Origin of the sequence: Streptomyces sp. NPDC019531 (genome assembly GCF_044903305.1) — a bacterium.
Classification (GTDB): Bacteria; Actinomycetota; Actinomycetes; order Streptomycetales; family Streptomycetaceae; genus Streptomyces.
This window is the reverse complement of record NZ_JBJDQL010000027.1, coordinates 1-22,766: the sequence shown is the minus strand read 5'-3', so window position 1 is coordinate 22,766 and position 22,766 is coordinate 1. Positions and strand designations below refer to the sequence as shown.

The window sequence follows — 22,766 nt, the reverse complement described above, 5'->3', positions numbered from 1 at the left end:
ATCGGGTGGTTTGTGACTGGTGGTCCGGATCGGCTGGCCCGGGGTAGCCCGGGTGGGTCGGCCTGGAGGAGTGGCTCGGTCGGGTGTCGGGAGGCGGTGGTGGCTGCGGGCCTGGGGAAGACGGACTGTGATCCGCGAGCCCGGATCCGTTGCCCCGGATCGGCAACCCCTCGCTCAGCAGTCCCACTTGAACTCGGCCAGCGCCAGCGCCCGCGCCTCCGTCACCGCTATTCGGGCCGCCCGCTCAACCGTGTCCACATGCGCCGCCTGGCCGGTCACCTGGCCCTCCCACTTGCGGTAGAGGAGGCCGGGCTCGGCGGTGAACCAGCCGCGGCTCACGGCGTCCAGGGCCAGCAGCAGGCCGGTGTCCTCGGAGGCGGGCAGGGCCATCCAGCCGCCGAGGGCGAGCAGCAGCTCACGGCGGACGAAGAGGGTTCCAGGGACGACCTGCGGAAAGGCGTGGGCCTTCCAGTGCGCGAGCAGCGCGCCCGGTGCGAGGGGGCCCTCGTCGGGGCCGTCGGGGAAGCCGACCGTGGAACCGTCGGGCAGCCGGTCCAGGGCCCGGGAGGTCGCCCAGCCGAGCGCGGGATCGGCCTCCAGCGCGGCCAGGTCACGGGCGAGCGCGCCCGGGGTGAGCAGGTCGTCCGCGTCCAGGACCTTCACGTACGGCCCGATCGCGTGCGCGAGCGCGATGGTGCGGGCGACGCCCGGCCCACCGGGGCGGCCCTGACGGAAGGTCACCCGGCGATCGTCGGGGACGTACGGGCGCACCTCGTCCGTCCGGCCGTCCTCCTGTATCACCCAGTGCCACTCCCAGCCCCCGGGCAGTTCCTGTGCGCACAGCGACGCGTAGGCCTCCGGCAGGAAGCGGGCGGACGGGGCGTGGACGGCCGTGATGATCGTTATGCGCACTGCCCCAGCCTAAAACGTGACCAGACATGAAAAGACCCGACCGCTGGCGACGGGGGATGCACCAGCGGTCGGGCTGTGGCCAACACTAACAAGGCCGCAGGAACAGCGGGAGCGGAGTGCTCTGCTGCGGGGAGAAGTTGTGAGCGGGATCACGTAATGCGCTTCAGTCGCACGGAGGATCGTACGAGAGCCGCGGCAGGTACTCCTCCCAGGCCCGGCGGGTCAGAACGTTCGAGGTCGTGGCGCAGATGCGGCTGATCGCGTCGGCGACGTCCAGGTCCCACAGCCGGATGGTGTCCGCGCCGCTGGAGACCCCGAGCATGCGGCTGTCGGGGCTGAAGGAGAGGAAGCTGCCGGTCTTGGCGCTGGGGCTCATCGACCGCCCGATGGGGCCGGCCGCCGACGGGTCGGCCACGTCCCACAGCCGGACCGTGTTGTCGTTGCCGCCGCTGGCCAGCGTGGAGCCGTCACGGCTGTACGTCAGCGACACGACCGCCTCGGTGTGCCCGGTGAGCGCCGCGCCCGTCTGCTCGGCGTGCGCGGGGTCGGTCACGTCCCACAACCGGACCGAGTCGTCGTCGCTGCCGCTGGCCAGGGTGTGCCCGTCCGGGCTGAAGACGAGCACGTTGACGGGCCCGGTGTGCCCGGTGAGCGGCTTGCGGAGCAGGGTCGGACGGGCCGGGTCCGTCACCTTCCACAGCCGGATCGTGCCGTCCGCGCTGCCGCTGGCCAGGGTGTGCCCGTCCGGGCTGAAGGCGAGGCCGTCTATGTACCCCTTGTGGCCGGCGATCGGGCCGTGGGAGACCGGGTGGGCCGGGTCGGTGACGTCCCACAGCTGGAGGTTGCGGCTGTCGTAGGCGGTGGCCAGGGTGTGTCCGTCCGGGCTGAACGCCAGTGCGTCCGGTCCCATGAACCGGGAGCGCAGGACGAGCGCCGGACCGTAGGGGATGGGGTGGGCCGGGTCGGTGACGTTCCACAGGTGGACCCGGCCGGTGCTGAGCACCGCGAGGGTGCGGCCGTCGGGGGAGAACAGCACCTGGGAGTCCGGGTCGCGCGCCACGGGTGTGAACGGTTTGCCCAGGGCCACGGGCCGGACCGGGTCCGTCACGTTCCACAGCCGGATCCGCCCGTCCCGCCCGGCCGTGGCGAGCACCCTGCCGTCCCGCCGGAACGCCCCGGTGCTGCCCACCAGGTCTCCCGCCGGGATCGACCACAGCCGTACCTTGCTGTCCCCGCTGCCGGTGGCGAGGGTCCTGCCGTCGGGGCTGAAGCCCAGCGCGTACATCTCACCGCTGCTCCCCGCGAGCGGCTCGCCGATCTGCGAGGCGGACTGCGGGTCGCTCACGCTCCACAGACTCGCCGTGCTGTCCGCGCTGGCGGCGGCGAGCATGCTCCCGTCGGGGCTGAAGGCCACGGACCAGATGGGCCCGGTGTGGCCGGTGAGCGGTGAACCCACTGGCTGTGCGTCGGCCGGGTCGGCCACGTCCCACAGCCGTACGCTGTCGTCCGCGCTGCCGCTGGCGAGCACGGTCCCGTCCGGGCTGAAGGCGACCGAGTGCACCAGGCCCGTGTGACCGGTCAGGACCCGGTCGTACGGCCGTGCCCTGCGCGGATCGGTGGTGTCCCAGAGCCGGATCGTGTTGTCGTCGCCACCGGCCGCCAGTGTGTGCCCGTCGGGACTCCAGGCCACCGACCGTACGGCGGCCCCGGCCCCGGTGAGCTTGGCGGGAGGCTGTTTCCTGTCGTGCATGTTCCACAGCCGTACGGTCCTGTCCTCACTGGCGGAGGCCAGGGTGCGCCCGTCCGGACTGAAGGCGATCAGGTAGATCGTGCCGCGATGCCCGGTCAGGGGAGCGCCCAGGGACTTCGGCGAGCGCGGGTCGCTGATGTCCCACAGCCGGATCTCCCCGTCGTCCCCGGCACTGGCCAGGGTCCTGCCGTCGGGGCTGAAGACCGCGCTGCTCACCCAGCTCGTGCCGCCGACGAGGGGTCGGCCCAGCGCCTTGGGGTGGGTGCGGTCGCTGACGTCCCACAGGCGGACGGTCCGGTCGTAGCTGGCGGTGGCGAGGAGCTTGCCGTCCGGGCTGAACGAGGTGAGATAGACGGCGCCGGTGTGGCCGGTGAGCGGAGTGGCCAGCGGTGCGTTGACGATGGAGATCAGCCGGGTGTTGGTGCCCTCGTCGTCGGGCCTCAGGGCGTGCGCGACCAGGTCGATCCGGGCGGACAGCGAAGGGTCCGTGTACTGGACGCGGTCGGCCTCCGCGACGACCTGCTCGAACATGGCGTCGTTGCGCTGCTGCCAGGCGACCACCGCCGAACCGACGGCCACCATCGCGAGGACCACCAGGGCCGACACCGCGCCCCGCGCGATCAGGACGGTGCGCCGGCGCAGCCGGACCGAGGCGGCCAGGAACTCCACCGCGCTGCGGGTCAGGAAGGTGTCCCCGGCGGACTTCGCCCAGGTGCGTGCCTGTTCGAGCCGCGAGCCCCGGTACAGCAGCGAGGAGTCGCGGTTCGAGCCCTCCCAGGACCGGCCGTCCTCCTCGATGCGCTGTCGCAGCAGATGGTCGCTGCGGTCCTCGTCGATCCACTCGCGCAGCCGCGGCCACGCCGTGAGGAGCGCCTCGTGGGTGATCTCCACGGTCTCCGCGTCCAGGGTCACCAGACGGGCGCGCACCAGCGCTTCGAGGGACTCCTCCGTCTTGCGGGGGTCCGTCGACTCCGCGGCCAGCTGACGCCGGGTGCCGCGCCTGCGGGTGGCCTGGGTGTCCTCGCCCAGGCGCACCAGACGGAGCAGCAGCAGCCGGGCCGCCGTACGCGCCGCCGGGTCCAGATCCGACCAGGCCCGCTCGGCCGTCGCCGCGACCGCGCCCTGGATACCTCCGGCCGCCCGATAGCCGGCCAGCGTCAGCCGGCCCGCCTTGCGGCGCTGCCAGGTCGCGAGCAGGGCGTGCGAGAGCAGCGGCAGCACGCCCGCGCCATGCTCCCCCAGGGCCCGAAACGCATGGGAGGTACCCCCGCGCGGACCGTCGGCGCTCACTTCGCGGACGATCAGCTCCGCGAGCCCCGGCTCCAGCTCCAGACCCACGGCCCGCGCCGGACCGGTCACGGCCTCACGCAGTTCCCCGCTGGTGAGCGGCCCGAGCACCATGTGCCGGTGCTGGAGCGCGTCGGCGAGCTCGGGGTGGTCGAGGCAGCGCTCGTAGAAGTCGGCGCGGACGCCGAGAAGGACGAGGGCGGGCGCGGTCCCGCCCGGCCCGGAGGGCGTGCACGCGGCATGCAGCAGCCGCACGAAGGTACGCCGGGCCGTCTCGTCCGAGCAGAGCGTGAACGCCTCCTCGAACTGGTCCACGATCACCACCGGCCGGGCGGCGGCGGCCTCGCGCTGAGCCCACGAGGCGACCGCTTCCCGCACGGCGGGCGCGAATTCGGAAGGACGGTCGCCTTCCGTGGCGGAAGCAAGGGCGGAAACAGTGGCGGAAACAGTGGCGGAAACAACCGTCTCCAACTCGGGTATTCGACGGGTCAGCTCCGCGAGCGGATCGGCGCCCGGCACGAGCTGGACCACGGTCCTGCCGCTGATCTCCTCGTCCAGCGCGCCCTCCTCCAGGGCGGTCACCAGACCGGCGTTGAGCAGCGAGGACTTGCCCGCGCCCGAGGCGCCGACGAGCATCACCAGACCGCCCGTGCCGGTCTCTGCCGCCGAGCGGAGCAGCTTGATCAGTGCCTCCGTGCTCCGCTCCCGGCCGAAGAACCAGCGGGCGTCCTCCTGCCGGTAGGAGGCGAGGCCCCGGTACGGGCAGACCCCGGCGGGCGCCTCCGGCTGGACGGTCTCCTCCTCCGGCGCCAGCGCGCGCTCCCACAGCCGCTGCCACTGGCCGAGGTCGTACAGTCCTGCCGAGACGGGGGTGGGACTGATCCGTCGGGCCTCGGGAATGAGGATGTGCAGTACGGCCGCGAGCGCGGTGAACTGAGCGGGTACGTTCCGGGCCCGCCGCCAGTCGCTGATCCGCTGCGCGGAGACCCGGACGGGCCGCCCCCGTTCGTCGACACGCTGGAGCCGGCCGACGCTTTCGGACACGCGCTTGAGGGGCGGGTTCCCCGCCTCCTTGTACAACAGCGCGAGACGCTCCGCGAAGGCCGTGCGTGCCCCTGAGTCGGAACTCAAGGTGTCCCACCCCTAACTTCCCTCGCGGTTGAATCCGGACCGGAAAACTCACTTTATACGGCTGACCTGCGGCGACGCACCGCCTGCCGTACCGGAGCCTCCTCTGCGGGCGCCTCGGCTGGCAGGATCATGACCCCGCGGCGCAGCCGTCCTGCGACGCCCTGACAGGCCACCAGCCCGGCGCCCCGCATGCCACCCAGCGCGCCGTACGTTCGCGGTCGAATTCCGCCCACGGTCACCCGCTTCCTCCGGTACCGGTCCCCACGAGGGGAGGGACCGGTACCGGACGAAGCGGGACGGTCACTGTCCCGCCCTACACTGGGCCGGACACACGTGGCGGAGGACGGAGAGGACTGTGGCGAAGGTCGTCGGCGCTTTCCAGGATCCGTCGGCGGAGGTGCTCGCCGAGGCGGCCGCCGCGTTCGGACTGCTCGCCTCCTCCGCACGGCTGCACATCATGTGGGCGCTGTCCCAGGGCGAGAGCGATGTCACCCACCTCGCCGACCGGGTGGGCGGCGCGCTGCCCGCGGTCAGCCAGCACCTGGCGAAACTCAAGCTTGCGGGACTGGTCCGGGCCCGCCGCGAGGGTCGTAGGCAGGTCTATTACGTCGACGATCCCGACATCGTGACCGTGGTCCGCGTCATGGTCGGCCAGCTGACGGCTCGCGAGACCTCCTCCGCCGCTCCCTCCGCGACCTCCTCCACACCGACCGGCCGACTGCGCGAGGCCGGTGTCTGAGGAGTCGGAGGCGGGCACCCCTGAGACCCCGGCCACCCTTTCCGTCCCCGCTCCCTCCACTCCCACCCTTCTTGAGGTCTTCCGGCGACTCGACAGCGGCCCGCGTGGGCTGACCGAGGCGCAGGCGGCGGAGCGACTGGGGCGGTTCGGGGAGAACGTGGTTCCGGACGGCCGTGATCCCTCCTGGCCCCGGCTGTTCGCCCGCAGTCTGCGTGACCCGTTCACCGCGGTGCTGCTCTGTCTGGGCCTGGTGTCGGCCGCGGTCCTCGCCTGGGGCACCGCCTCGGTGATCCTCCTGCTGGTCGTCGTCAGCTGCCTCCTGCGCGCCTCCGGCGAACACCGCGCCGACCGCTCCACCGCGGGACTGCGCCGCCTGGTGGCCACCACGGTCACGGTCCAGCGCCGCCCTCACCAGGACGAGGCACCCGCCACCCGCGAGATCCCCGTGGAGGAACTCGTCCCCGGCGACGTCATACGCCTGGGCCCCGGCGACCTGGTCCCCGCCGACGTAAGGCTGCTGCGCTCGACCGGCCTGACGGTCCACCAGGCCGCGCTCACCGGGGAGTCGGTGCCGGTGGAGAAGTCCGCGGCCGGCGACCCCGACGGCACAGGAGTCCTTCAGCACGCCCGGCTCTGCTTCCAGGGCAGCAGCGTCGCCACCGGCAGCGCCACCGCCGTGGTCACCGAGACCGGCGGCCGCACCCGTTTCGCCGCCGCTCACCGCCGTACCGGAAAACCCCCGGCGACCACCTTCGAACGCTCCGTCCAGGGCGTCTCCTGGATCCTGATCCGCTTCGCCCTGCTGACCCCGCCCCTCGTGCTCATGGCGAACGCCGCCCTCCGCGGCCGTGGCCTGGAGACCCTCCCCTTCGCCGTCGCGGTGGCGGTCGGTCTGACCCCGGAGATGCTGCCGGTCCTCGTCACCACCTGCCTGGCCCGCGGCGCAGCCCTCCTCGCCCGCACCCACGGTGTCATCGTCAGACGGCTCCCGGCCCTGCACGACCTCGGCGCCATGGACGTCCTGTGCGTGGACAAGACCGGCACCCTCACCCAGGACCGCCCGGTCGTCCACCGCGCACTGGACGCCGAGGGCCACGACGACCCCGAGGTACTGCGCCTGGCCGCGGCGGCCGCCTGGTGGTCGCTCCAGCTCGCCGAACTCCCGGCCCCCGACGCCCTGGACGAGGCACTGCTCGCCGCCGCCGACGAGGACGCGCTCATGTCGTACGACGGCATCACGGCCCTCCCCTTCGACCCCGCCCGCCGCCTGGCCACCGTCGTGGTCCGCACCCCCGGCAGGCTCGGCACGCACACCCTGATCACCAAGGGCGCCGTCGACGCCGTACTGCGGCACTGTGCCCTGTCCGACGACGCACGCTCCCGCGCCCGCGACCTCGCCGACGCGCAGGCGGCGGACGGTCTGCGGGTACTGGCGGTCGCCACGGCCGAACGCCCCGCCGGGGCCCCTGGTGTCGAGCGCGGCCTCGCCTTCCACGGCCTGGTCACCCTCCGGGACGACCTCGCCCCGACCGCCGCCGAGGCCCTCGCCGGACTCGCCGCCCGGGGCGTCACCGTCAAGGTCCTCACCGGCGACCACCCGGGTACCGCGGTCCGCGCCTGCCGGGACCTGGGCGTGTTCCCGGAGCCCGACGGCGTGGTCACCGCCGACCGCCTCGACACCCTCACCGACCCCGAACTCACCGAACTGGCCCGCCGTACGACCGTCTTCGCCCGCTGCACCCCCGAGCACAAGACCCGCGTCACCCGGGCCCTCCAGGCCGGCGGCCACACGGTCGGCTTCCTCGGCGACGGCGTCAACGACCTGCCCGCCCTGCGCACCGCCGACATCGGCATCGCCCCGCGCGACGCGGCCGGAGTGACCAGGGAGAACGCGGACCTGGTACTGGCAGAGAAGGACCTCACCGCGATCGGCCACGCGGTCGCCGCCGGCCGTCACGCGGGCGGCAACATCGCCACGTATCTGCGCATCACGCTCTCCTCCAACCTCGGCAACGTGATCGCGATGCTCTCCGCGGGCCTCCTCCTGCCCTTCCTGCCGATGCTCCCGGCCCAGGTCCTCGTACAGAACCTGTGCTTCGACGCCGCCCAACTGGCCTTCGCCTACGACCGTCCCCACCCGTCGGCCCCGCACCGGCCGCGTGTCCTGGACCCCCGGGAGCTCCTCCGGTTCCTCGTCGGGTTCGGCGCGCTGAACGCCGTGGCCGACCTGGCGACCTTCGGCGTCCTGGCGTTCGCGCTGCGGGGGCCGGGGGACGACGAGGCGCTGTTCCACTCGGGGTGGTTCACGGAGAACCTGCTGACGCAGGCGCTGGTGATGGTGCTGCTGTCACTCGGTACGGGCAAAGACGGTTGGAGACCGGGCCCGGTGACCTGGTCGGCCATTGGCCTCGCGGCCATCGCCCTGCTCCTGCCCGCGTCCCCGCCGGGCGCGGCCCTGGGCCTGAGCGCCCTGCCCGCCGTGTACTACGCGCTGCTGGCGGCCGTCCTGGCTCTGTACGCCGTAGCCCTGTGGACGGCGAGGAAGCGCTACGAGCGCCGCAGCACAGTTGCGCAACCTGGCAACTGACTCCGTCAGGGACAGGCGATGTCGAACCCGTACCGCAGCGGTTCGTCCGTCACCCCGTGATCGAGCCGGTAGACATAGACCCCCTCCACCCGCACCCCGGGCGCCGCGCCGTCCGCCTGGCAGGGATACGTCACCTGCACCACACGTGGCCGGTCGGCGACCTTGATCCGCATCCCGGCCGCGGGCCCGCCATCGAGAACGGCGACTTCCCACCCGGTCACGTCCACTGTCTCCACTGTCTTCTCCGCTTCCACACGGACAGTTTAAAGCTTGCGCAATCTTGTGATCTGCGCCCTCTTTGCCCCCTCGGCTCCGTTGTTACGCTCCGGGCAGCGAGCCGGGGGAGGTGTGGAGCATGGCGGACGGGTTCTCAGTGGACCTTGACGCACTACGCAAGGCGGCTAACGGGATCAGCACCACGCTGGACGCGATGGCCACCAAGAAGGTGAGCGACATCGACGCTCCCAAGGATGCCTTCGGACACGACGAACTGGCCTCGGCCGTCGACGACTTCTGCGACCGGTGGAACATCGGCGTCCAGCACCTGGCCTCCGACGGCGGACAGGTCGCCGACCGGCTGATCCACTGCGTGAACAGCTACGAAGAGGCCGAGAAGCACATCCAGCTCTCCAACGAGGGGATCCTCCGGTCCTCGACCGGGAAGGACCCGGGGGTGTCCTGATGGCGGAGCTCGGAGAGACCTCGAACCCGCGCGACCTCGTCCCCGGCGACCCGGACTCCCTGACCACGACCGCACAGTCCCTGCTCGCCTACGGCGACGTCCTGATCGAGGCCGGCGAGGGACTCTCGAAGATCGACACCGAGAACGGCTGGAGCGGCGAGGCCGGTGACGCCTTCCGGGACCGCTTCAAGGGACAGCCGGGCAAGTGGATCGAGGCGGGCAACAACTTCCACACCGCCGCGAACGCCCTCTACGACCACATCGCCGCCCTGCGGGCGGGCCAGCAGCGCGCCGCCGACGCCATCACGCAGTACGCGAACGGCCAGACGGCCACCGCGAACGCCAAGGCGGCCCACGAACAGAAGGTCAACGAGGCCCGCGGCAAGGGGGACAACACCGACATCCCCTTCCAGGACCCCGGTGAGGCGGACCGATCCGCCGCGCGCGGCACCCTCGACACCGCCCGCCACAACGTGGACTCCGCCGGGCACACCGCCGCCACCGCGGTGAAGAGGGCCACCGAGGCAGCCCCGGAACGCCCCGGCTTCTGGTCCCACGTCGGTGACTTCTTCAGTGACGTCGGCGACGACCTGCTCCAGGGCGGCATGAACGCCGTCAACGGCCTCGCCTCCGTCGGCAACGCCATGCTCCAGCACCCGGGCGACGACGCCGCGATGCTCGGCGGCATGCTCCTGGCCGGGGTCAGCAGCGGCGGCGAGGCGCTCGGCATCGGCCTGGACGCCACCGGCGCCGGCGCCATCGCGGGCGTACCGCTCAACATCGTGTCCGCCGCCGGGATCGCCACGGGCGTCGGCATCGCGGGCGCCGGAGCCGGGGACCTCCTGAACCACGCCGCGAACGACTCCAAGGTCGAGCCCCTGAAGATGAACAGCGAGGGCTCCGGCGCGAGCGGCTCCTCGCAGCAGCCGGCCTCCGACCTCATCAAGAACGGCCAGCAGTACAAGGGCACCGGCGGCCGCGCGGGAAACAACCTGCCGACGGAGAACGGCCCGAAGGACGGCACCCTCTACAAAACGGACCCGCAGACCGGAAAGGTCACCAACTACACGACGTACGACTCGGAAGGCCGCGCGGTGAAACGGGTGGACCTGGAGGGCCGTCCACACGGCGGGGTGGACACCCCGCACGTCGTAGAGTACGTCCGCAACACCAACCCGAAGACCGGTCAGGTCTTCGTGCGCCCGTCGAACGAAGTGCGCGCCGCGTTCCCCTGGGAGATCCCGTGAGCAGCAGCAAACCGTCGTGGTCCGAGCGGAAGCTGCCGGAGTTCTTCACGCGCTGGCGCACCGACTGGAAGGACGAGGACCTCACCCCGTCCAACTACCTCGACTACGAGGGCGGCCTGCGCTTCGTCCTGGCGGCGGCCTGGCTGTTCTGCCCGGAGACAGTCGAATACCGAGGCTGCGTCTTCCTGAAGGACCGCTTCACCCAGTCCAACATCGACAACTGGTTCACCACCCTGGACGGCGACCGGAAACGCATCGAGGCGGTGGCCAACCACGTCGAACTATGGGCGACGTTCACCAACACCCCCCTGACGGACGACGACCACCTGGGCGAGGAACTCCCTCAACTCGCCCTGGCCCTCGGCGAGACCTGGCAGGGCGTCCTCTCCACCCGTTACCCGGACCGCGAGATCACGGTCGAGGTGAGCGACGAGGAGGACGGGGCTTATGGGCCGACGGTGACGTTCTGGACCTCACCTGGAGGGTCGGTGTTCGGCTAGCCATCGCTCAGCCGACCGCACGGAGCTGGTCCCCGGCCCGGCAGTCCCGGCAACGGCCGGGTTCCGCCGCACGAAATCCCCGGTCGCAGCCGTCGCAGTTCCGCAGGGGCACGACCTCCGGACGTACGGGGGGTTCCGCGCTCCTCGTGGATACCGGCAGGGGAGTCTCCTTGAGCCGGTAGGCGAGGATGCCGACCGGACGGGTCAGGAACTGGTCCGGAAGCCGGGCCGTGAGGTGGTCCATGATCTGCGTGGGCGGGAGACCTGCCGCGAGCCACCGGGTGACGGCCGGGGCGAGGCGGGCGGCTTCCCGCGCGGACAGGATGAGGCGGGGGTCGATCCGGCGCAGGGCGGTGAGTACGGCGATGGCTCGGGGGTCGGCGTCGGCGAGTGGGACAGGTGTCTCGGCCTCTGCCTCTTCCAGTACGGGCGTGACCACCGCTTCCTCCGCGGGCGCTGTGGGCCGCTCTCGGGACCGACGAGGCTTCGGCGGCTCGGGAGGCCCGTCCGGGTCCGGATCAGGGCCGCCGCCGGGGACGTCGTAGAAGTAGGTACGGGTACGAACCTGTCCGGTCGGCGTCCGCTCGCGGCGACGTTCCAGGTACCCGGCCTCCTCCAGGTCCCTGAGTGCTCGCGAGATGAGGATCTCGCCCTCGCTGAAGTGCTCGCACAGGGCGGTGATGGTCACGGGGGTGCCGTCGGGCAGGGAGACGATGTACGCGGCGACACCGACCGTGACCGCGCTGCCGCGCCGTTGGGCGAGGGCGTTGGAGATCACGGTGAAGTCGGCGGTGAGCCGGGTGCGGACGTGGATCACGCCGGAGGTCGGTGCTCCGGCGGCGGCGCGCAGGGGCGCGTTAGACTGCGAGTCAGCCATCGGGAAGTGTGCTCTTCCTGATCGGTCAGGCCCTCGATCGGGATTGGCGTCCCGGCCGGGGGCCGAAGTCTGTGTGAGGTTGTCGCGGCGAACGTAACCGCCTTGATCCCGCGCCTGCAAGCCGGTCACTCGTACGGGTGACGCGGGCCGTGCGGCCGGGGAGGGTGGGTGGGTGGGTAGTTCTTTCCCCCGGTTCTTTGGGGAGGTCAGCGGCGTGCCGGGCCCTCGCGGACAAGGGTCCGGTGAGCCCGGCGGACTCAGTGACGGTGGCTGTCGGCCTTCAACTCGCCTATGAAGGCTGCCCAGGTGGCGGCGTCGAAGCAAAGCGCCGGACCGTGCGGGGCCTTGCTGTCACGGACGGGGACGACGGCCTCCGGGAATCCGTGGGCCACCTCTACGCAGTTGCCGCCTTCCTGATTGCTGTAGCTGCTCTTGCGCCAGGCGACGCCGTTCAGTTCGGGACGGGACCTTCGCTCCACGGTGGTTGTCCTCCATCACGGATCGGATCATGTCCAGTGACATGAGCGGGGGCAGGGCTGCCGCCCGAAGCCGATCGTAGGTCAGCGAGAAGCTCCTGACCTCGTCCGGATCCTCGATGAGTTGGCCGTAGTGCGCGCCCTCGGTGTAGGCGATCTCCGAGCCGTCCGGCATGGTGAGAAGGGTGAGCGAGCCGCCCATCACATCGTGCTCCCCTTGGTCGAACGGCAGTACCTGCACGGTGACGTGACGCTCCGGCATCGTGTCCAGCAGCCGACCCAACTGCTCGCGCATCACTCTCCGGCCACCGACCGCACGCCTGAGGACCGCCTCGTCGAGGACCACCCACAACTCGGGCCGGTCGGGCGTACGGAGTCGTTCTTGCCGTCCCATGCGAAGGCCGACCCGCTCCTCCAACTGCTCCCTGCTGCCGAGTGTCCGACCGACGCTCAGCACCGCCCGCGCGTACGGCTCCGTCTGCAACAAGCCCGGCACCACATGCGCCGCGTACTCACGGATGGCCACGGCCTGCTCCGAGTTCTCCATGAACCGCCGCGACCAGTCCGGAAACGCCTCCCGGTACACATACGGCCACAGCTCCACCAGCAGATCATCCGCACCGAGCGCCACATCCAGCGCCCGCGCCAACTCCAGCGTCGGCTTCGCCCCGGACGCCCGCTCGATCTGCGTGATCCGAGTGCTCACCACGTGCGCCTTGACGCCCAGTTGGGCCTGGGTCAGCTCGGCCGCGAGGCGAAGCCTGCGCACCCGCGCACCGAACAGCGCGGCCATCGACGCACTGGGATCAATTCCATTGGCCAAAGCGTCACTTCCCTTCCTTACGGGCTGAAAAGTAAGGCTGCGTCACCTGTTGAGCGTAGGGCGACCGGACGAGTCTTGAGTGCGGAACGTGATGGATCGCGCACATGGCGCGACATCTCCCTGCTCGACGGACAAGGATGGAACGCACGGTGCTGACAGAACCGACCGCCCCGACGGACGAACCACCGTCTCTCATCGCACAGTTCGCCTCCTCGCCCCGGGGCGCGCGACGGGCCCGGCAGCTCGCTGTCGGGCACATGGAGGAGTGGGGATATCCGCCGGCGTCGGACACGTCGTGCGCGGTCGCGCTCGTCGTCGCCGAACTCGCCGCGAACGCCGTGCGCCACGGCCGCGTCCCCGGACATGACTTCGGCCTCCGCCTCACTTTCGACAGGGCGACGGGCCTGGTCCAGGTCGAGGTCTCGGACGCGGCTTCCGCGAAACGGCTCCCCGCGACCCCGCCTTCGTCGGCACCCGAGGGCGAGTCAGGCCGAGGACTTCTCCTGGTGGACGCCTTGGCCGTGCGCTGGGGCTCGACGCCGCGTCACCCGCTGGGCAAGACGGTGTGGGCGGCAATTGCCGCCGCTCCCTCAACTGAGGCTTGGCAGCGGTAAGTTGCGTCTCAGAGGTCGACTGGCGATGTGTCGTCGCCGAGCTGTGGGACCACGCGTGTCATCAGGCGCTCCTCCAGGACTGACGCGTAGATGGCGGCGCGGGTGGCGGCGGGATGGCTCGGCGGCCAGATCCCGCGGCGGAAGATGCAGCGGCGACCGCGGAAGACGACCACGGTCGTGACGGCCACGACCGTGTCGCCCATGGCGTCGGCTATGGCTTCGCAGGTGAGCGACTCCAGTTCGGCGCCCCGTCGTACGGAGAGATCCCGGATGGCCCGGCGGGCGGACCGCAGGAACACGTCCGTGTATTCCTGCGGTCCGCCCCAGTCGGCGCCGTCGTCAGTCACCGCAGTTGTGCATCGCGCTGTCCGTCGAGGCCAGGACGACCTCACCGCCGTCGGCGGGAAGGACGAGGTGGACGCGGTTGACCTTGAGGCCGGTATCGGCGCCGGTCGAGGGCAGTTGTTCGTTCACGATGAGCCGGCCACCTCCGACGAGCGGGATGTGCGTGTTCGGATCTCCCGACACGGTAACCGGAACTCCCGCGATCTTCAGGGTGAGAGTGGTGCTGCCCGTGGCCTTGCTGCTGTCCTCTGTCTTCCAATCGAGGCGTTTGACAACGAACTCAGTCGTTTCGGCTTTTCTGACAGTGAATCTAGTCGGAGGGGTGATCACGCTGGGGGGCGAATGTCGGTATCGACAGGGGTGGAGAGCACTGCCCCGTACGTCGAGGTGTCGTGTCGTCGACAAGCGCGGGAGTAAGCAGCGTCGTCCGTTGCTGGACTGCGCGACGGCCAGGTTCGAAGACGCGTTGCCTGTCCGGCCGTTTCGGTGGTCGTGGGGTGGACGCAATTTCCCCGGATGGTACTGGGCGGCGACTACAGGGCAGCACGTCGGTTTCGAGTCGTGGTTGGAGCGGGACCGGCTGGTGCTCATGGACTTCGATCCAGCTGTGGTGGGGATGGCGTCCCAGCCGTTCTGGCTGCACTGGCACGACGGGGAACGTGAGCGTCGGCTGCCCCGGACTTCTTCGTGCGTCGAGTCGATGGCTCGGCGGTGGTCGTCGATGTCCGTGCCGACGACTGGATCGCTCCGCGGGATGCCGAAGCGTTCGAATTGACACGCAGGGCCTGCGCGGAAGTTGGGTGGTGGTTCGAGAGGGTGGGTACGCCGGAGGCAGTGCTACTGGCGAATGTCCGGTGCTGTCGCGCTACTGCCGCCCCGGTTCGCGCCGCTGCCGGTCCGACTCCGCCCCTGCCTCGGCGAATCCACCAACTCCTACATCCGGCGCCTGGCCCGCGCCAACCATCTCCAGCCCAGCTTCCTGCACTGCTATCTCTGCGGCCCACCGCAGTGGTTCGGCCGGCCGCTCCTCGAACACCTCGCCACCACCGCCGGCCACTCGCCCGAAGCACTCGGACGGGCTCTCGCCGACGCCAACTCCCTGAGCGGCACAAACAGACGCAAAGCGCCACAACCTCCGCTGCTGGGACGTTCGCTTCGCCCTGGAGGTCCCACGCCTGACCACCGCAGAGACGAGTCCGCTGACCGACCCCATCACAGGGGAACTCGCCGACCTGGTCGAGGGCATGATCGGCAGAGAGCTCAACGGAAGACAGATCTGGACCGAACTCATGGACCACCACGACTACCTGGTCACATACGACAGCATCCGCCACTACATCCGAACACCAGATCCCGAACAGCGCCAGCACGAGCAGAATCGTTGACATCCAGATGCGGGGCGCGCCCGCCGCGGGCCGTTGGCGACATTCGTACAAGACCGGCAGCCCCCGCCCCCCGCACCATCGCCCTATGAACGACCACGACGCACAGCACGCGCAGCCGATGCATGTGGACCGCGACGGACCGCGGGACGCGCCGCCGTTGCTGCTCATCCACGGGTCTGGAGCCTCGGGCGCCTCCTGGGGGCCGGTGGTCCCGGCCCTCGCCGCCCGTCATCATGTCGTCCGGATAGACCTCGCGGGCTGCGGCCAGTCCCCGCCCGCCATGTCCTACGAGGTTCCGGCGCAGGCGGGCCGCGTGGCAGCGCTGCTCGACGAACTCGGGCTGCGCTCCGTCACCGTGGCCGGCCACTCCAGCGGCGGATACGTCGCCACCGCGCTCGCGGAGCAGCGCCCCGACTTGGTGGGTTCGCTGGCGATGATCAGCACCGGCCCGCACCTCGACGCGCTCCTTCCGCAGCCGGCCATCCTCCGCGCCTTGCTGGCACCGCCCTTCGGGCCGCTGCTGTGGTGGCGGCGTTCGGATGCGGTGATCCGCAAAGGCATCGGCGCCACGCTCGCCGGCCCTGCGCCCATCCCGCCCGGCATGGTCGCCGACCTGCGGAGCACCACGTACCGCGCGTTCCGCAAAGTGCTGCGCGAGAACACCGCGTACCTCGCTGAGCAGTCCGTGCCGGAGCGGCTCGCCGCCCTCGGGCTCCCTGTATTGGTGGTCTTCGGCGCTGCCGATCCCCGGTGGGATCCGGCGTCGGCGCGCCAGTACGACGTCGTGCCGGACGTGCGGGTCGAGATGATGCCGGGCGTCGGGCACATGCCCATGCTGGAAGCGCCCGAGCCGGTGGGCCGGCTGCTACTGGACTTCGCGGCCCTTTGCGCCGGAACCCCGCCGACAGGCCCCGCCTAGAGTGGTGTCGTGTCGTCGCAGGGCGTGCCACCCGTGTGGTCGGGCGTTGAAATCGCGGTACCGGTGCCTTCGGACCGGCTGCCGGGCATCAGCATGGCCGGATTCCGCCAGCGCGTCCCCGCACCCGTCGACATCGCCATGGTCGCGCATCCGTCCGTCACCTTGCTCATCGATCTGAGCGACGATGACGGCCTGGTCTACGACACGCGGGGCCGGCGCGGACACGGCAGTGTCGTGATCGGCCTGGCCCCCGGGGAGCTGCGGGCGTCCGGCCTGGTGGGGGAGTGCCTGCAGATCCGGCTTCAGCCGGGTGTGGCGGCCGCGGTGCTCGGCTCGTCGGCCGGGGTCAGCGGGAGCGTGGAGTCCTTGGCGGACGTCTGGGGCCGCGACGCCGGGCGTATCGAGGAGCGGCTGCGCACAGTCGGGTCGTGGGACGAGCGTTTCGCGATGGCGGCGGACATCGTCCGCCGGCGGATCGGGGACAGCCTGCGGGTCGATCCGGAGGTCGCCCACATCTGGAGGCGGACAGTCACCGGCGGTGGCCGGGTGCGTATCGACAGCCTGGCGGACGAGGTCGGCTGGAGCCGCAAGCGCCTGTGGGCGCGTTTCCGGGCGCAGCTCGGCGTCACCCCCAAGCGGGCCGCCCAGCTGGTGCGGTTCGACCATGCGGCCCATCTACTCGCGGCGGGTCTCCCTCCCGTCGGTGTCGCGGCCGAGAGCGGTTACTTCGACCAGTCCCATCTGCACCGCGACGTGAAGGCGTTCACGGGACTTACGCCGACTGCCGTCGCCGCCGCGCCGTGGCTGGCGATCGACGACGTCGCGTGGCCGGACTTTTGGGGGCCAGGGAGGCCCGTGACAGGTGGCGCACGCCGTTCCGTCCGGCGCTGAACCGCCCAGCCGCGGCCCTCGCTTTGCTCCCGACCGACAACTGTCCTTTGACATCCAACCTAGTCGCCCCAGGTCGGGGCATCGCACCGGACTAACTTGGCTGTCAAATGGCCTGGGGAGTGGGTCGGCTCCCAGACGGCTCCCAACATCGCTGCCAGTTGCCGACGTTCAGCCGCGCGGTGCGGCGACCGCGGCTGTGAGCCCTTGCGTCGGATGGTGATGACGGAGGCCACCGTTCTGACGGCCAGGCCGAGGTTTCCAGGTTCTCGGTGATCCGTCACCGGTCAGGCGGCGAACCCGTCGTCCGCAAGGATTGATGGCCTCGTGACATGGCGACCGCCGTGGCCTGCCAGACGGGCCACGCCGATGACGTCCTGCGTGTGCCCGTAATGACCAGGCAAGCCGGGCGAGAGGTCTTCCGGACTCCGTCCGCGTCGTGACTACTGGATTGCGCCCCCGCTGACCAGCAGGCTCTGTCCGCTGACCCATGCCGCCAGGTCGGAGGCGACATACTCGGCGGCGTCCGCGACGTCGTCCACGGTGCCCATCCGACGGCCGATGCGCCCGGGGCCGGTGACAAGCCGCCGGACCGGGTGCTCCGGGTCGGCCTCCGTGAAGACGCCCGCGCCGTCAATGGCTGTCGGGAGGATCGTGTTGACGGTCACGCCCCGGTCCGCCAACTCCTGCGCCAGGACCTGTACGGCGTAGCGCGGGGCGGTCTTGCTGGAGCCGTACAGACCCTCGCCGGGCACTGGAACCGCCGTCGTGCTCGATCCGACGTAGATGATCCTCCCGCCTGCCGCGACATGCCGGGCAGCCGCCTGCAGCGTGAAGAACGCGCCCTTGGTGTTGATCGCGAACAGTCGGTCGAACTGGGCCTCCGTGATGTCGGCGAAGTCGATACCGATCAGCTCGACACCCGCGTTGGCGACGGCGATGTCGATCCGGCCGAACCGTGCGGCGGCCTCGGTGAAGAGCCGCTCGATCTCGGTGACGACGGACACGTCCGCCCGGACCGTGATCGCCTGCGCCCCGAGACGCTCGACCTCGGCAGCGGTGGCCGCCGCCCCGTCCTCGTCGGAGGAGTAGTTGACCACGATGTTCGCGCCGAGGCTTGCGTAGCGCAGTGCGATCGCGCGCCCGATACCTCGCGCGGAGCCGGTGACCACGGCAGTCTTTCCAGTCAGGTCGGTCATGGGAATCGTTCCTCTCCCCGGATACCGGATACCGATGCCGGCCTCAGAGGCTCTGTCCGCCGGAGATCTCGACGCGCTGCGCCGTGACCCACCGGTTCGCGTCCGAGAGCAGCGCTGCGAGGGCGGCGCCGATGTCGTCGGGCTCGCCCACGCGGCCCAGCGCGACCTGCGAGGTGAGGTACGCGCGCACCTGCTCGTTGTGCATCATGCCGCCGCCGAAGTCGGTCGCGGTCGCTCCGGGGGCGATGGTGTTGACGCGGATGCCGCGTCCGCCGAGCTCCTTGGCCTGGTAGCGGGTGAGGACCTCGATCGCGCCCTTGACCGCGCCGTAGGCGGCGTGGCCCGGGACGGTGATGCGCGTCAGCCCGCTGGAGACGTTCACGACGGCGCCGCCGTCGGCAAGCCGCGGCAGCAGGGTCTGCGTGAGGAAGAAGACGCCCTTGAGGTGAACGTTCACCAGGTCGTCGAAGTCCTTCTCGGTGGTCTCCGCGAACGGGGCCTCCAGGTCGTGGCCGGCGTTGTTGACCAGGAAGTCGAAGGTCGTCCTGGACCAGCGGGCTTCGAGTTCGGCGCCCAGCCGCTCGGCGAAGTCGGCGAAGGAACTCACGACGCCGGTGTCCAGGCGCAGGGCGACCGCGGACCGGCCCCGTGCCGCGACGGCCGCCACGACATCCTCCGCTGCCGTCTGGTCGCTCCGGTACGTGACGACGACGTCGACGCCGGTCGCGGCGAGGTGCAGAGTGTGCGCGCGTCCCAGACCACGGTTGGCCCCGGTGATGACGGCGATCTTCTGGTCGGTGCTCATGGTGACTCCTTGATGGGCCGGGTGGCCGGTGAATTCCGGCTCCCACGACCAGTTGAGGCGCCGACGGCAGGGGCAACCAGTGCCCGTTTGTCCACTGTCCGGCGATCCCAGGCTGCGGTGGACGCGCTCAGCCTGGGATCGCCGGACAGTGGATACGGCTCTTCGGGCACGGCACAGTGGCGGTATGGATCAGACGGGACTGGCGGCGTTCCTCCGCAAGCGTCGAGAGGCGCTGCAACCTGCCGACGTCGGCCTTCCCGCCGGGCATCGCCGGCGCACGCCAGGACTGCGGCGCGAGGAAGTGGCCGTGCTGTGCCAGATGTCGACCGACTACTACAGCCGCCTCGAACGAGGGCGCGGGCCCCAGCCGTCCGAACAGATGATCGCCGCGATCGCCCGTGGTCTCCGGTTCACCCTCGACGAGCGCGACCACCTGTTCGTGCTGGCCGGGCACCACGCGCCGGCCCGCGCGACACGCAGCGATCACGTCAACGCGGGCATGATGCGCATTCTCGACCGACTTGAGGACACACCGGCGCAGGTCGTCACCGGCATCGGCGAGACGCTGGTCCAGACCCGGCTCGCCGTGGCCCTGCTCGGCGACCAGACACACTTCACCGGGCCTGAGCGAAGCATCATCCACCGCTGGTTCACCGACCCGGGCGAGCGCGGACGCTATGTCCCGGAGGACCACGCCACGCACAGCCGCGTGTACGTGGCGCAGCTCAGAGCCGTCGCCGCACGCGAGGGAAGGGCATCGCGGGCGGACCTGCTCGCGCGGGAACTCCGTACCGAAAGCCCCGAGTTCGCCGCCTTGTGGGCCCGTCACGAGGTGGGGGTCACCTACACCAACCGCAAGGGCATCCTCCACCCCGAGCTCGGGACGATCTCCCTGTACTGCCAGACGCTGGTCGACCCGGACCAGTCGCAGTCGCTCCTGGTGTTCACCGCGACGCCCGGCACGGAAGACCACGACAAGCTCCAGTTGCTGTCGGTGATCGGAAGCCAGCGCCTGGCCACGTGACCGGGCCGCGGCTGCACGGCCAGTGTCCCGGCAGGGCTACGAACGTACGGCGGCGAACGCGTCGTCGACGAGGTTCGTCAACGGTCGCCCGCCATCGACCTCGGTCCACACCGTCGCCGCGACGTCCAGGCAGCCCAGAGCCGCGGAGACCAGAGCACGCGCCTGCAGTGCCTGCTGCAGTGCGTCCCGGAGTGCCCGCGGCTGTCCGGAGGCTCGTAGCCGCTGCTCGACATGCGGAACCAGCATCCGCTGCCAGCGCAGCTGTTTGTCGAGCATGGCGGTGCGCAGCGAGGGGGTGTCGGCGAGCATCTTCGCCCGGCGCAGACCGACTTCGTCGTCCTCCAGCGATGTGACGCACACCTCCAGCGCCTGCCGCAGCGCGGTCCACGGCTCCTCGTCGGCCGGCCGGTCTTCCAGTGCCGTGGCGACGTCGTGTCCGAGTTCGACGAGGTCGCCGATCACCATGTCTTCCTTGGTGTCGAAATAGCGGAACAGGCTCCGGCCGGACATGCCGACCGCGGCCGCGATCTGGTTGACCGTCGTCTCCTCGAACCCCTGGACCAGGAACAACTCCATCGCCTTGGCCGCGATCTCGGCGCGCACCGCCCGCCGGGCTACATCGCGCATCCCACGGCTCTCCTTCTTCGCCGCCACATTCCCCATCGGTAGAGCATAGCGTGCCATCTTTGTCAGTTGCTGTCATGGTTTCACTGACCGTCAGGTTAGCCACTCACTGCCTAACTTGTCACTTGCTGACATGCACGTCTATGGTGGACAGATGCGAGAGGAGAAGACAGTGGATATGGACTTCTACGAGGACGGGGCTCCGGCGTGGGTGGAACTGAGCACGCCTGACGCCGAGGTGAGCAGGCGTTTCTACGGGCCGTTGTTCGGTTGGACCTTCGCCGACGAGTTCGGCGGGCAACCGCAGTCGCAAGTGGCCGAGCTGGGCGGGCGCCCGGCCGCTGCCGTCACCGCGACACCCGGTGCCCAGCGCGGCTCCTGGACCACGTTCGTCAACGTGACCGATGCCGCGAAGGCCGTCGAGAAGATCGCCTCGGCCGGCGGAAGCGTGCCGACCGGGCCCCGGTCACTGGGCACGGCGGGGCGCTCGGCCGAGGTGGCCGACCACGCCGGTACCCGGTTCGGGCTGTGGGAGGCCGATGAGCACCACGGCTTCGGTGTCACGGGTGAGCCCGGGGCCTTCCACGGCGGCGAGCTGATCACCGACGACGTCGAAGCGTCCACGGCGTTCTACGGTCAGGTCTTCGGCTGGACCCTCGGCGAGGCCTACGGCCCCCTCAACCGCCGGGACTGGCAGCTGGGCGGCCGGAGCGTCTCGGTGCTGCTGCCGCGGCCACCGGCCATGCCGGCCGAGATACCTCCGTACTGGGACGCGTACTTCACCGTGGCCGACGCCGCGCAGACAGCCGATGCCGCCGTCCGGCTCGGCGCCACGGTGCTGATGCCGGCCACCGCGACCGAGCATGGCGTCATCGCCGTCCTCGGCGACCCCACGGGAGCGGTGTTCACCGTCCTGGCCCCCACCCATTGACTCACCGACCCACCACCAAGGAGGACACCATGACCGTCAACGGCAAGGTCGGCATCGTCACCGGTGCCGGATCCGGACTGGGCGAGGGGGGAGCCAAGCGGCTCGCCCGCGAGGGCGCGAGGATCATCGTCGCGGACCGCGACACCGTCGGCGCCGAACGAGTCGCCAAGGAGATCACCGCAGAGCAAGGTCACGCCACCGCGTTCACGGCGGACATCTCCACCTTCGAGGCAGCCCAGGAACTCGTCGCGTTCGCGGTGCGCGCCTACGGCCGCCTGGACTTCGCCTTCAACAACGCGGGCGTCACCCCCGCGCCGACCGACACGCACGAGGTCGACCCGCAGGACTGGCTCGACGTCATCGGGACCAACCTGACCGGCACCTTCTTCTGCATGAAGGCCGAGCTGGCCCACTTCGTCGAGCACGGCGGCGGTGCCATCCTCAACATGGCCTCCACCGCCGGCGTGATGGCCCACGCGGGACGACCCGCCTACGCGGCCTCCAAGCACGGGATCGTCGGCCTGACGCGCAGTGCCGCCGTCGAGTACGCCCAGCGTGGCATCCGGATCAACGCGATCGCGCCCGGCCCGATCGACGCCCCGTCGGCACAGGCTCTGCCTCCGCAGATCCGCAAGGCCATCGCCGACAAGACCGCGATGAAGCGCCCCGGCACCGTGGACGAGGTCGCCTCCGTAGCGGCCTTCCTGCTGTCGGACGAGGCATCCTTCGTCACCGGCTCCGTCTACGAAGTGAGCGGCGGCCAGACCCAGTTGTAACCACCACACGCCCCCGCACGACGTCGACCCACCGCCCCCCGCGGTAGAAGCCCCGCCACCCACCGACCCACCACGAACGGCAGCCCACCGCCAGTCAACCGGGCCACCGGCCCGAACCAGGGCCACAACAACGCAGACCAGGCCCGGCGCTGAGAAGCTGTATCTCTATCGATCATGAGGACGGTTCTGATCGAACAGCATCCCTGGTCGGGTGATCTCTGCCGGGTGGACGCATGAGAACAGGG

At 70.6% G+C, this 22,766-nt stretch carries 23 protein-coding genes; 12 read left to right on the top strand and 11 right to left on the bottom strand.

Going from position 1 to position 22,766, the window contains the following annotated elements:
- Positions 1-174 precede the first annotated feature (174 nt).
- Together ACI2L1_RS27530 and ACI2L1_RS27525 are read right to left on the bottom strand one after the other, a co-directional pair.
- Positions 175-912 carry a glycosyltransferase family 2 protein gene (locus tag ACI2L1_RS27530; protein ID WP_404742057.1) on the bottom strand — a complete coding sequence of 246 codons (738 nt, stop codon included), beginning with the start codon at positions 910-912 and terminating at the stop codon, positions 175-177.
- 163 nt (positions 913-1,075) lie between these two features.
- Complete coding sequence (locus ACI2L1_RS27525) at positions 1,076-5,080, bottom strand: AAA family ATPase (protein WP_404742056.1); 4,005 nt, start codon at positions 5,078-5,080, stop codon at positions 1,076-1,078.
- A 355-nt stretch (positions 5,081-5,435) separates the two neighbouring features.
- Between ACI2L1_RS27525 and ACI2L1_RS27520 the strand changes: the two genes are divergently transcribed.
- Together ACI2L1_RS27520 and mgtA are read left to right on the top strand one after the other, a co-directional pair.
- Positions 5,436-5,819, top strand: coding sequence for an ArsR/SmtB family transcription factor (locus ACI2L1_RS27520; protein ID WP_404742055.1), 384 nt, complete (start codon positions 5,436-5,438; stop codon positions 5,817-5,819).
- Entirely contained in the window at positions 5,812-8,406 is a 2,595-nt protein-coding gene (mgtA, locus tag ACI2L1_RS27515; protein WP_404742054.1) for a magnesium-translocating P-type ATPase, read from the top strand. The genes ACI2L1_RS27520 and mgtA overlap by 8 nt, the downstream gene beginning before the upstream one ends.
- Positions 8,407-8,411: 5 nt before the next feature.
- Here the strand turns inward: mgtA and ACI2L1_RS27510 are convergent, their stop codons facing one another.
- On the bottom strand, positions 8,412-8,642 hold the full coding sequence (locus ACI2L1_RS27510) for a hypothetical protein (RefSeq protein ID WP_404742160.1): 231 nt from the start codon (positions 8,640-8,642) through the stop codon (positions 8,412-8,414).
- Positions 8,643-8,761: 119 nt separating this feature from the next.
- Here ACI2L1_RS27510 and ACI2L1_RS27505 point away from each other — a divergent pair, with 119 nt between their 5' ends.
- The 3 genes from ACI2L1_RS27505 to ACI2L1_RS27495 are packed head-to-tail and all read left to right on the top strand — an operon-like array spanning position 8,762 to position 10,835.
- On the top strand, positions 8,762-9,088 hold the full coding sequence (locus ACI2L1_RS27505) for a hypothetical protein (RefSeq protein WP_404742053.1): 327 nt from the start codon (positions 8,762-8,764) through the stop codon (positions 9,086-9,088).
- Complete coding sequence (locus ACI2L1_RS27500; protein WP_404742052.1) at positions 9,088-10,335, top strand: putative T7SS-secreted protein; 1,248 nt, start codon at positions 9,088-9,090, stop codon at positions 10,333-10,335. Before ACI2L1_RS27505 ends, ACI2L1_RS27500 begins: the two co-directional genes overlap by 1 nt.
- Positions 10,332-10,835: a hypothetical protein gene (locus ACI2L1_RS27495; RefSeq protein ID WP_404742051.1), complete on the top strand. Its 504-nt coding sequence runs from the start codon at positions 10,332-10,334 to the stop codon at positions 10,833-10,835. Before ACI2L1_RS27500 ends, ACI2L1_RS27495 begins: the two co-directional genes overlap by 4 nt.
- 7 nt (positions 10,836-10,842) lie before the next feature.
- Here ACI2L1_RS27495 and ACI2L1_RS27490 read toward each other — a convergent pair whose 3' ends face one another.
- From ACI2L1_RS27490 to ACI2L1_RS27480, 3 genes are all read right to left on the bottom strand, one after another.
- Positions 10,843-11,712 (bottom strand): hypothetical protein, encoded by an 870-nt coding sequence (locus ACI2L1_RS27490; RefSeq protein WP_404742050.1) that lies wholly within the window; start codon positions 11,710-11,712, stop codon positions 10,843-10,845.
- Between the two features lie 257 nt (positions 11,713-11,969).
- The gene (locus ACI2L1_RS27485) at positions 11,970-12,104 is read right to left on the bottom strand and encodes a DUF397 domain-containing protein (RefSeq protein ID WP_404742049.1); all 135 of its coding nucleotides are present in this window, start codon (positions 12,102-12,104) and stop codon (positions 11,970-11,972) included.
- Positions 12,064-12,981 (bottom strand): Scr1 family TA system antitoxin-like transcriptional regulator, encoded by a 918-nt coding sequence (locus ACI2L1_RS27480; RefSeq protein WP_404742048.1) that lies wholly within the window; start codon positions 12,979-12,981, stop codon positions 12,064-12,066. Before ACI2L1_RS27480 ends, ACI2L1_RS27485 begins: the two co-directional genes overlap by 41 nt.
- A 179-nt stretch (positions 12,982-13,160) precedes the next feature.
- On the opposite strand from ACI2L1_RS27480, the gene ACI2L1_RS27475 reads away from it, so the two are divergent.
- A complete protein-coding gene (locus ACI2L1_RS27475; RefSeq protein WP_404742047.1) occupies positions 13,161-13,625 on the top strand; it encodes an ATP-binding protein in 465 nt (154 codons plus the stop codon).
- 8 nt (positions 13,626-13,633) lie between these two features.
- Here ACI2L1_RS27475 and ACI2L1_RS27470 read toward each other — a convergent pair whose 3' ends face one another.
- Positions 13,634-13,972, bottom strand: a complete 339-nt coding sequence (locus ACI2L1_RS27470) for a hypothetical protein (protein WP_404742046.1) — start codon at positions 13,970-13,972, stop codon at positions 13,634-13,636.
- Positions 13,965-14,300, bottom strand: coding sequence for a choice-of-anchor P family protein (locus tag ACI2L1_RS27465; RefSeq protein ID WP_404742045.1), 336 nt, complete (start codon positions 14,298-14,300; stop codon positions 13,965-13,967). Before ACI2L1_RS27465 ends, ACI2L1_RS27470 begins: the two co-directional genes overlap by 8 nt.
- Here ACI2L1_RS27465 and ACI2L1_RS27460 point away from each other — a divergent pair.
- The 3 genes from ACI2L1_RS27460 to ACI2L1_RS27450 all read left to right on the top strand — a co-directional run bounded on the left by ACI2L1_RS27460 (position 14,182) and on the right by ACI2L1_RS27450 (position 17,165).
- Entirely contained in the window at positions 14,182-14,745 is a 564-nt protein-coding gene (locus ACI2L1_RS27460) for a TnsA-like heteromeric transposase endonuclease subunit (RefSeq protein ID WP_404742044.1), read from the top strand. The genes ACI2L1_RS27465 and ACI2L1_RS27460 overlap by 119 nt on opposite strands.
- A 695-nt stretch (positions 14,746-15,440) precedes the next feature.
- The gene (locus tag ACI2L1_RS27455) at positions 15,441-16,274 is read left to right on the top strand and encodes an alpha/beta fold hydrolase (RefSeq protein WP_404742043.1); all 834 of its coding nucleotides are present in this window, start codon (positions 15,441-15,443) and stop codon (positions 16,272-16,274) included.
- 9 nt (positions 16,275-16,283) lie between these two features.
- Complete coding sequence (locus ACI2L1_RS27450; protein ID WP_404742042.1) at positions 16,284-17,165, top strand: helix-turn-helix domain-containing protein; 882 nt, start codon at positions 16,284-16,286, stop codon at positions 17,163-17,165.
- Positions 17,166-17,605: 440 nt separating this feature from the next.
- Here the strand turns inward: ACI2L1_RS27450 and ACI2L1_RS27445 are convergent, their stop codons facing one another.
- Together ACI2L1_RS27445 and ACI2L1_RS27440 are read right to left on the bottom strand one after the other, a co-directional pair.
- Positions 17,606-18,361, bottom strand: coding sequence for an SDR family oxidoreductase (locus ACI2L1_RS27445; protein WP_404742041.1), 756 nt, complete (start codon positions 18,359-18,361; stop codon positions 17,606-17,608).
- 43 nt (positions 18,362-18,404) lie between these two features.
- Positions 18,405-19,166: an SDR family NAD(P)-dependent oxidoreductase gene (locus ACI2L1_RS27440; RefSeq protein ID WP_404742040.1), complete on the bottom strand. Its 762-nt coding sequence runs from the start codon at positions 19,164-19,166 to the stop codon at positions 18,405-18,407.
- A 184-nt stretch (positions 19,167-19,350) separates the two neighbouring features.
- Here ACI2L1_RS27440 and ACI2L1_RS27435 point away from each other — a divergent pair, with 184 nt between their 5' ends.
- The gene (locus ACI2L1_RS27435) at positions 19,351-20,190 is read left to right on the top strand and encodes a helix-turn-helix transcriptional regulator (RefSeq protein ID WP_404742039.1); all 840 of its coding nucleotides are present in this window, start codon (positions 19,351-19,353) and stop codon (positions 20,188-20,190) included.
- A gap of 36 nt (positions 20,191-20,226) precedes the next feature.
- Here the strand turns inward: ACI2L1_RS27435 and ACI2L1_RS27430 are convergent, their stop codons facing one another.
- Positions 20,227-20,817 (bottom strand): TetR/AcrR family transcriptional regulator, encoded by a 591-nt coding sequence (locus ACI2L1_RS27430; protein WP_404742038.1) that lies wholly within the window; start codon positions 20,815-20,817, stop codon positions 20,227-20,229.
- 151 nt (positions 20,818-20,968) lie between these two features.
- Between ACI2L1_RS27430 and ACI2L1_RS27425 the strand changes: the two genes are divergently transcribed.
- Together ACI2L1_RS27425 and ACI2L1_RS27420 are read left to right on the top strand one after the other, a co-directional pair.
- Positions 20,969-21,745 (top strand): VOC family protein, encoded by a 777-nt coding sequence (locus ACI2L1_RS27425; protein ID WP_404742037.1) that lies wholly within the window; start codon positions 20,969-20,971, stop codon positions 21,743-21,745.
- Positions 21,746-21,774: 29 nt separating this feature from the next.
- Positions 21,775-22,521, top strand: a complete 747-nt coding sequence (locus ACI2L1_RS27420) for an SDR family NAD(P)-dependent oxidoreductase (protein WP_404742036.1) — start codon at positions 21,775-21,777, stop codon at positions 22,519-22,521.
- The last annotated feature ends 245 nt before the right edge of the window (positions 22,522-22,766 follow it).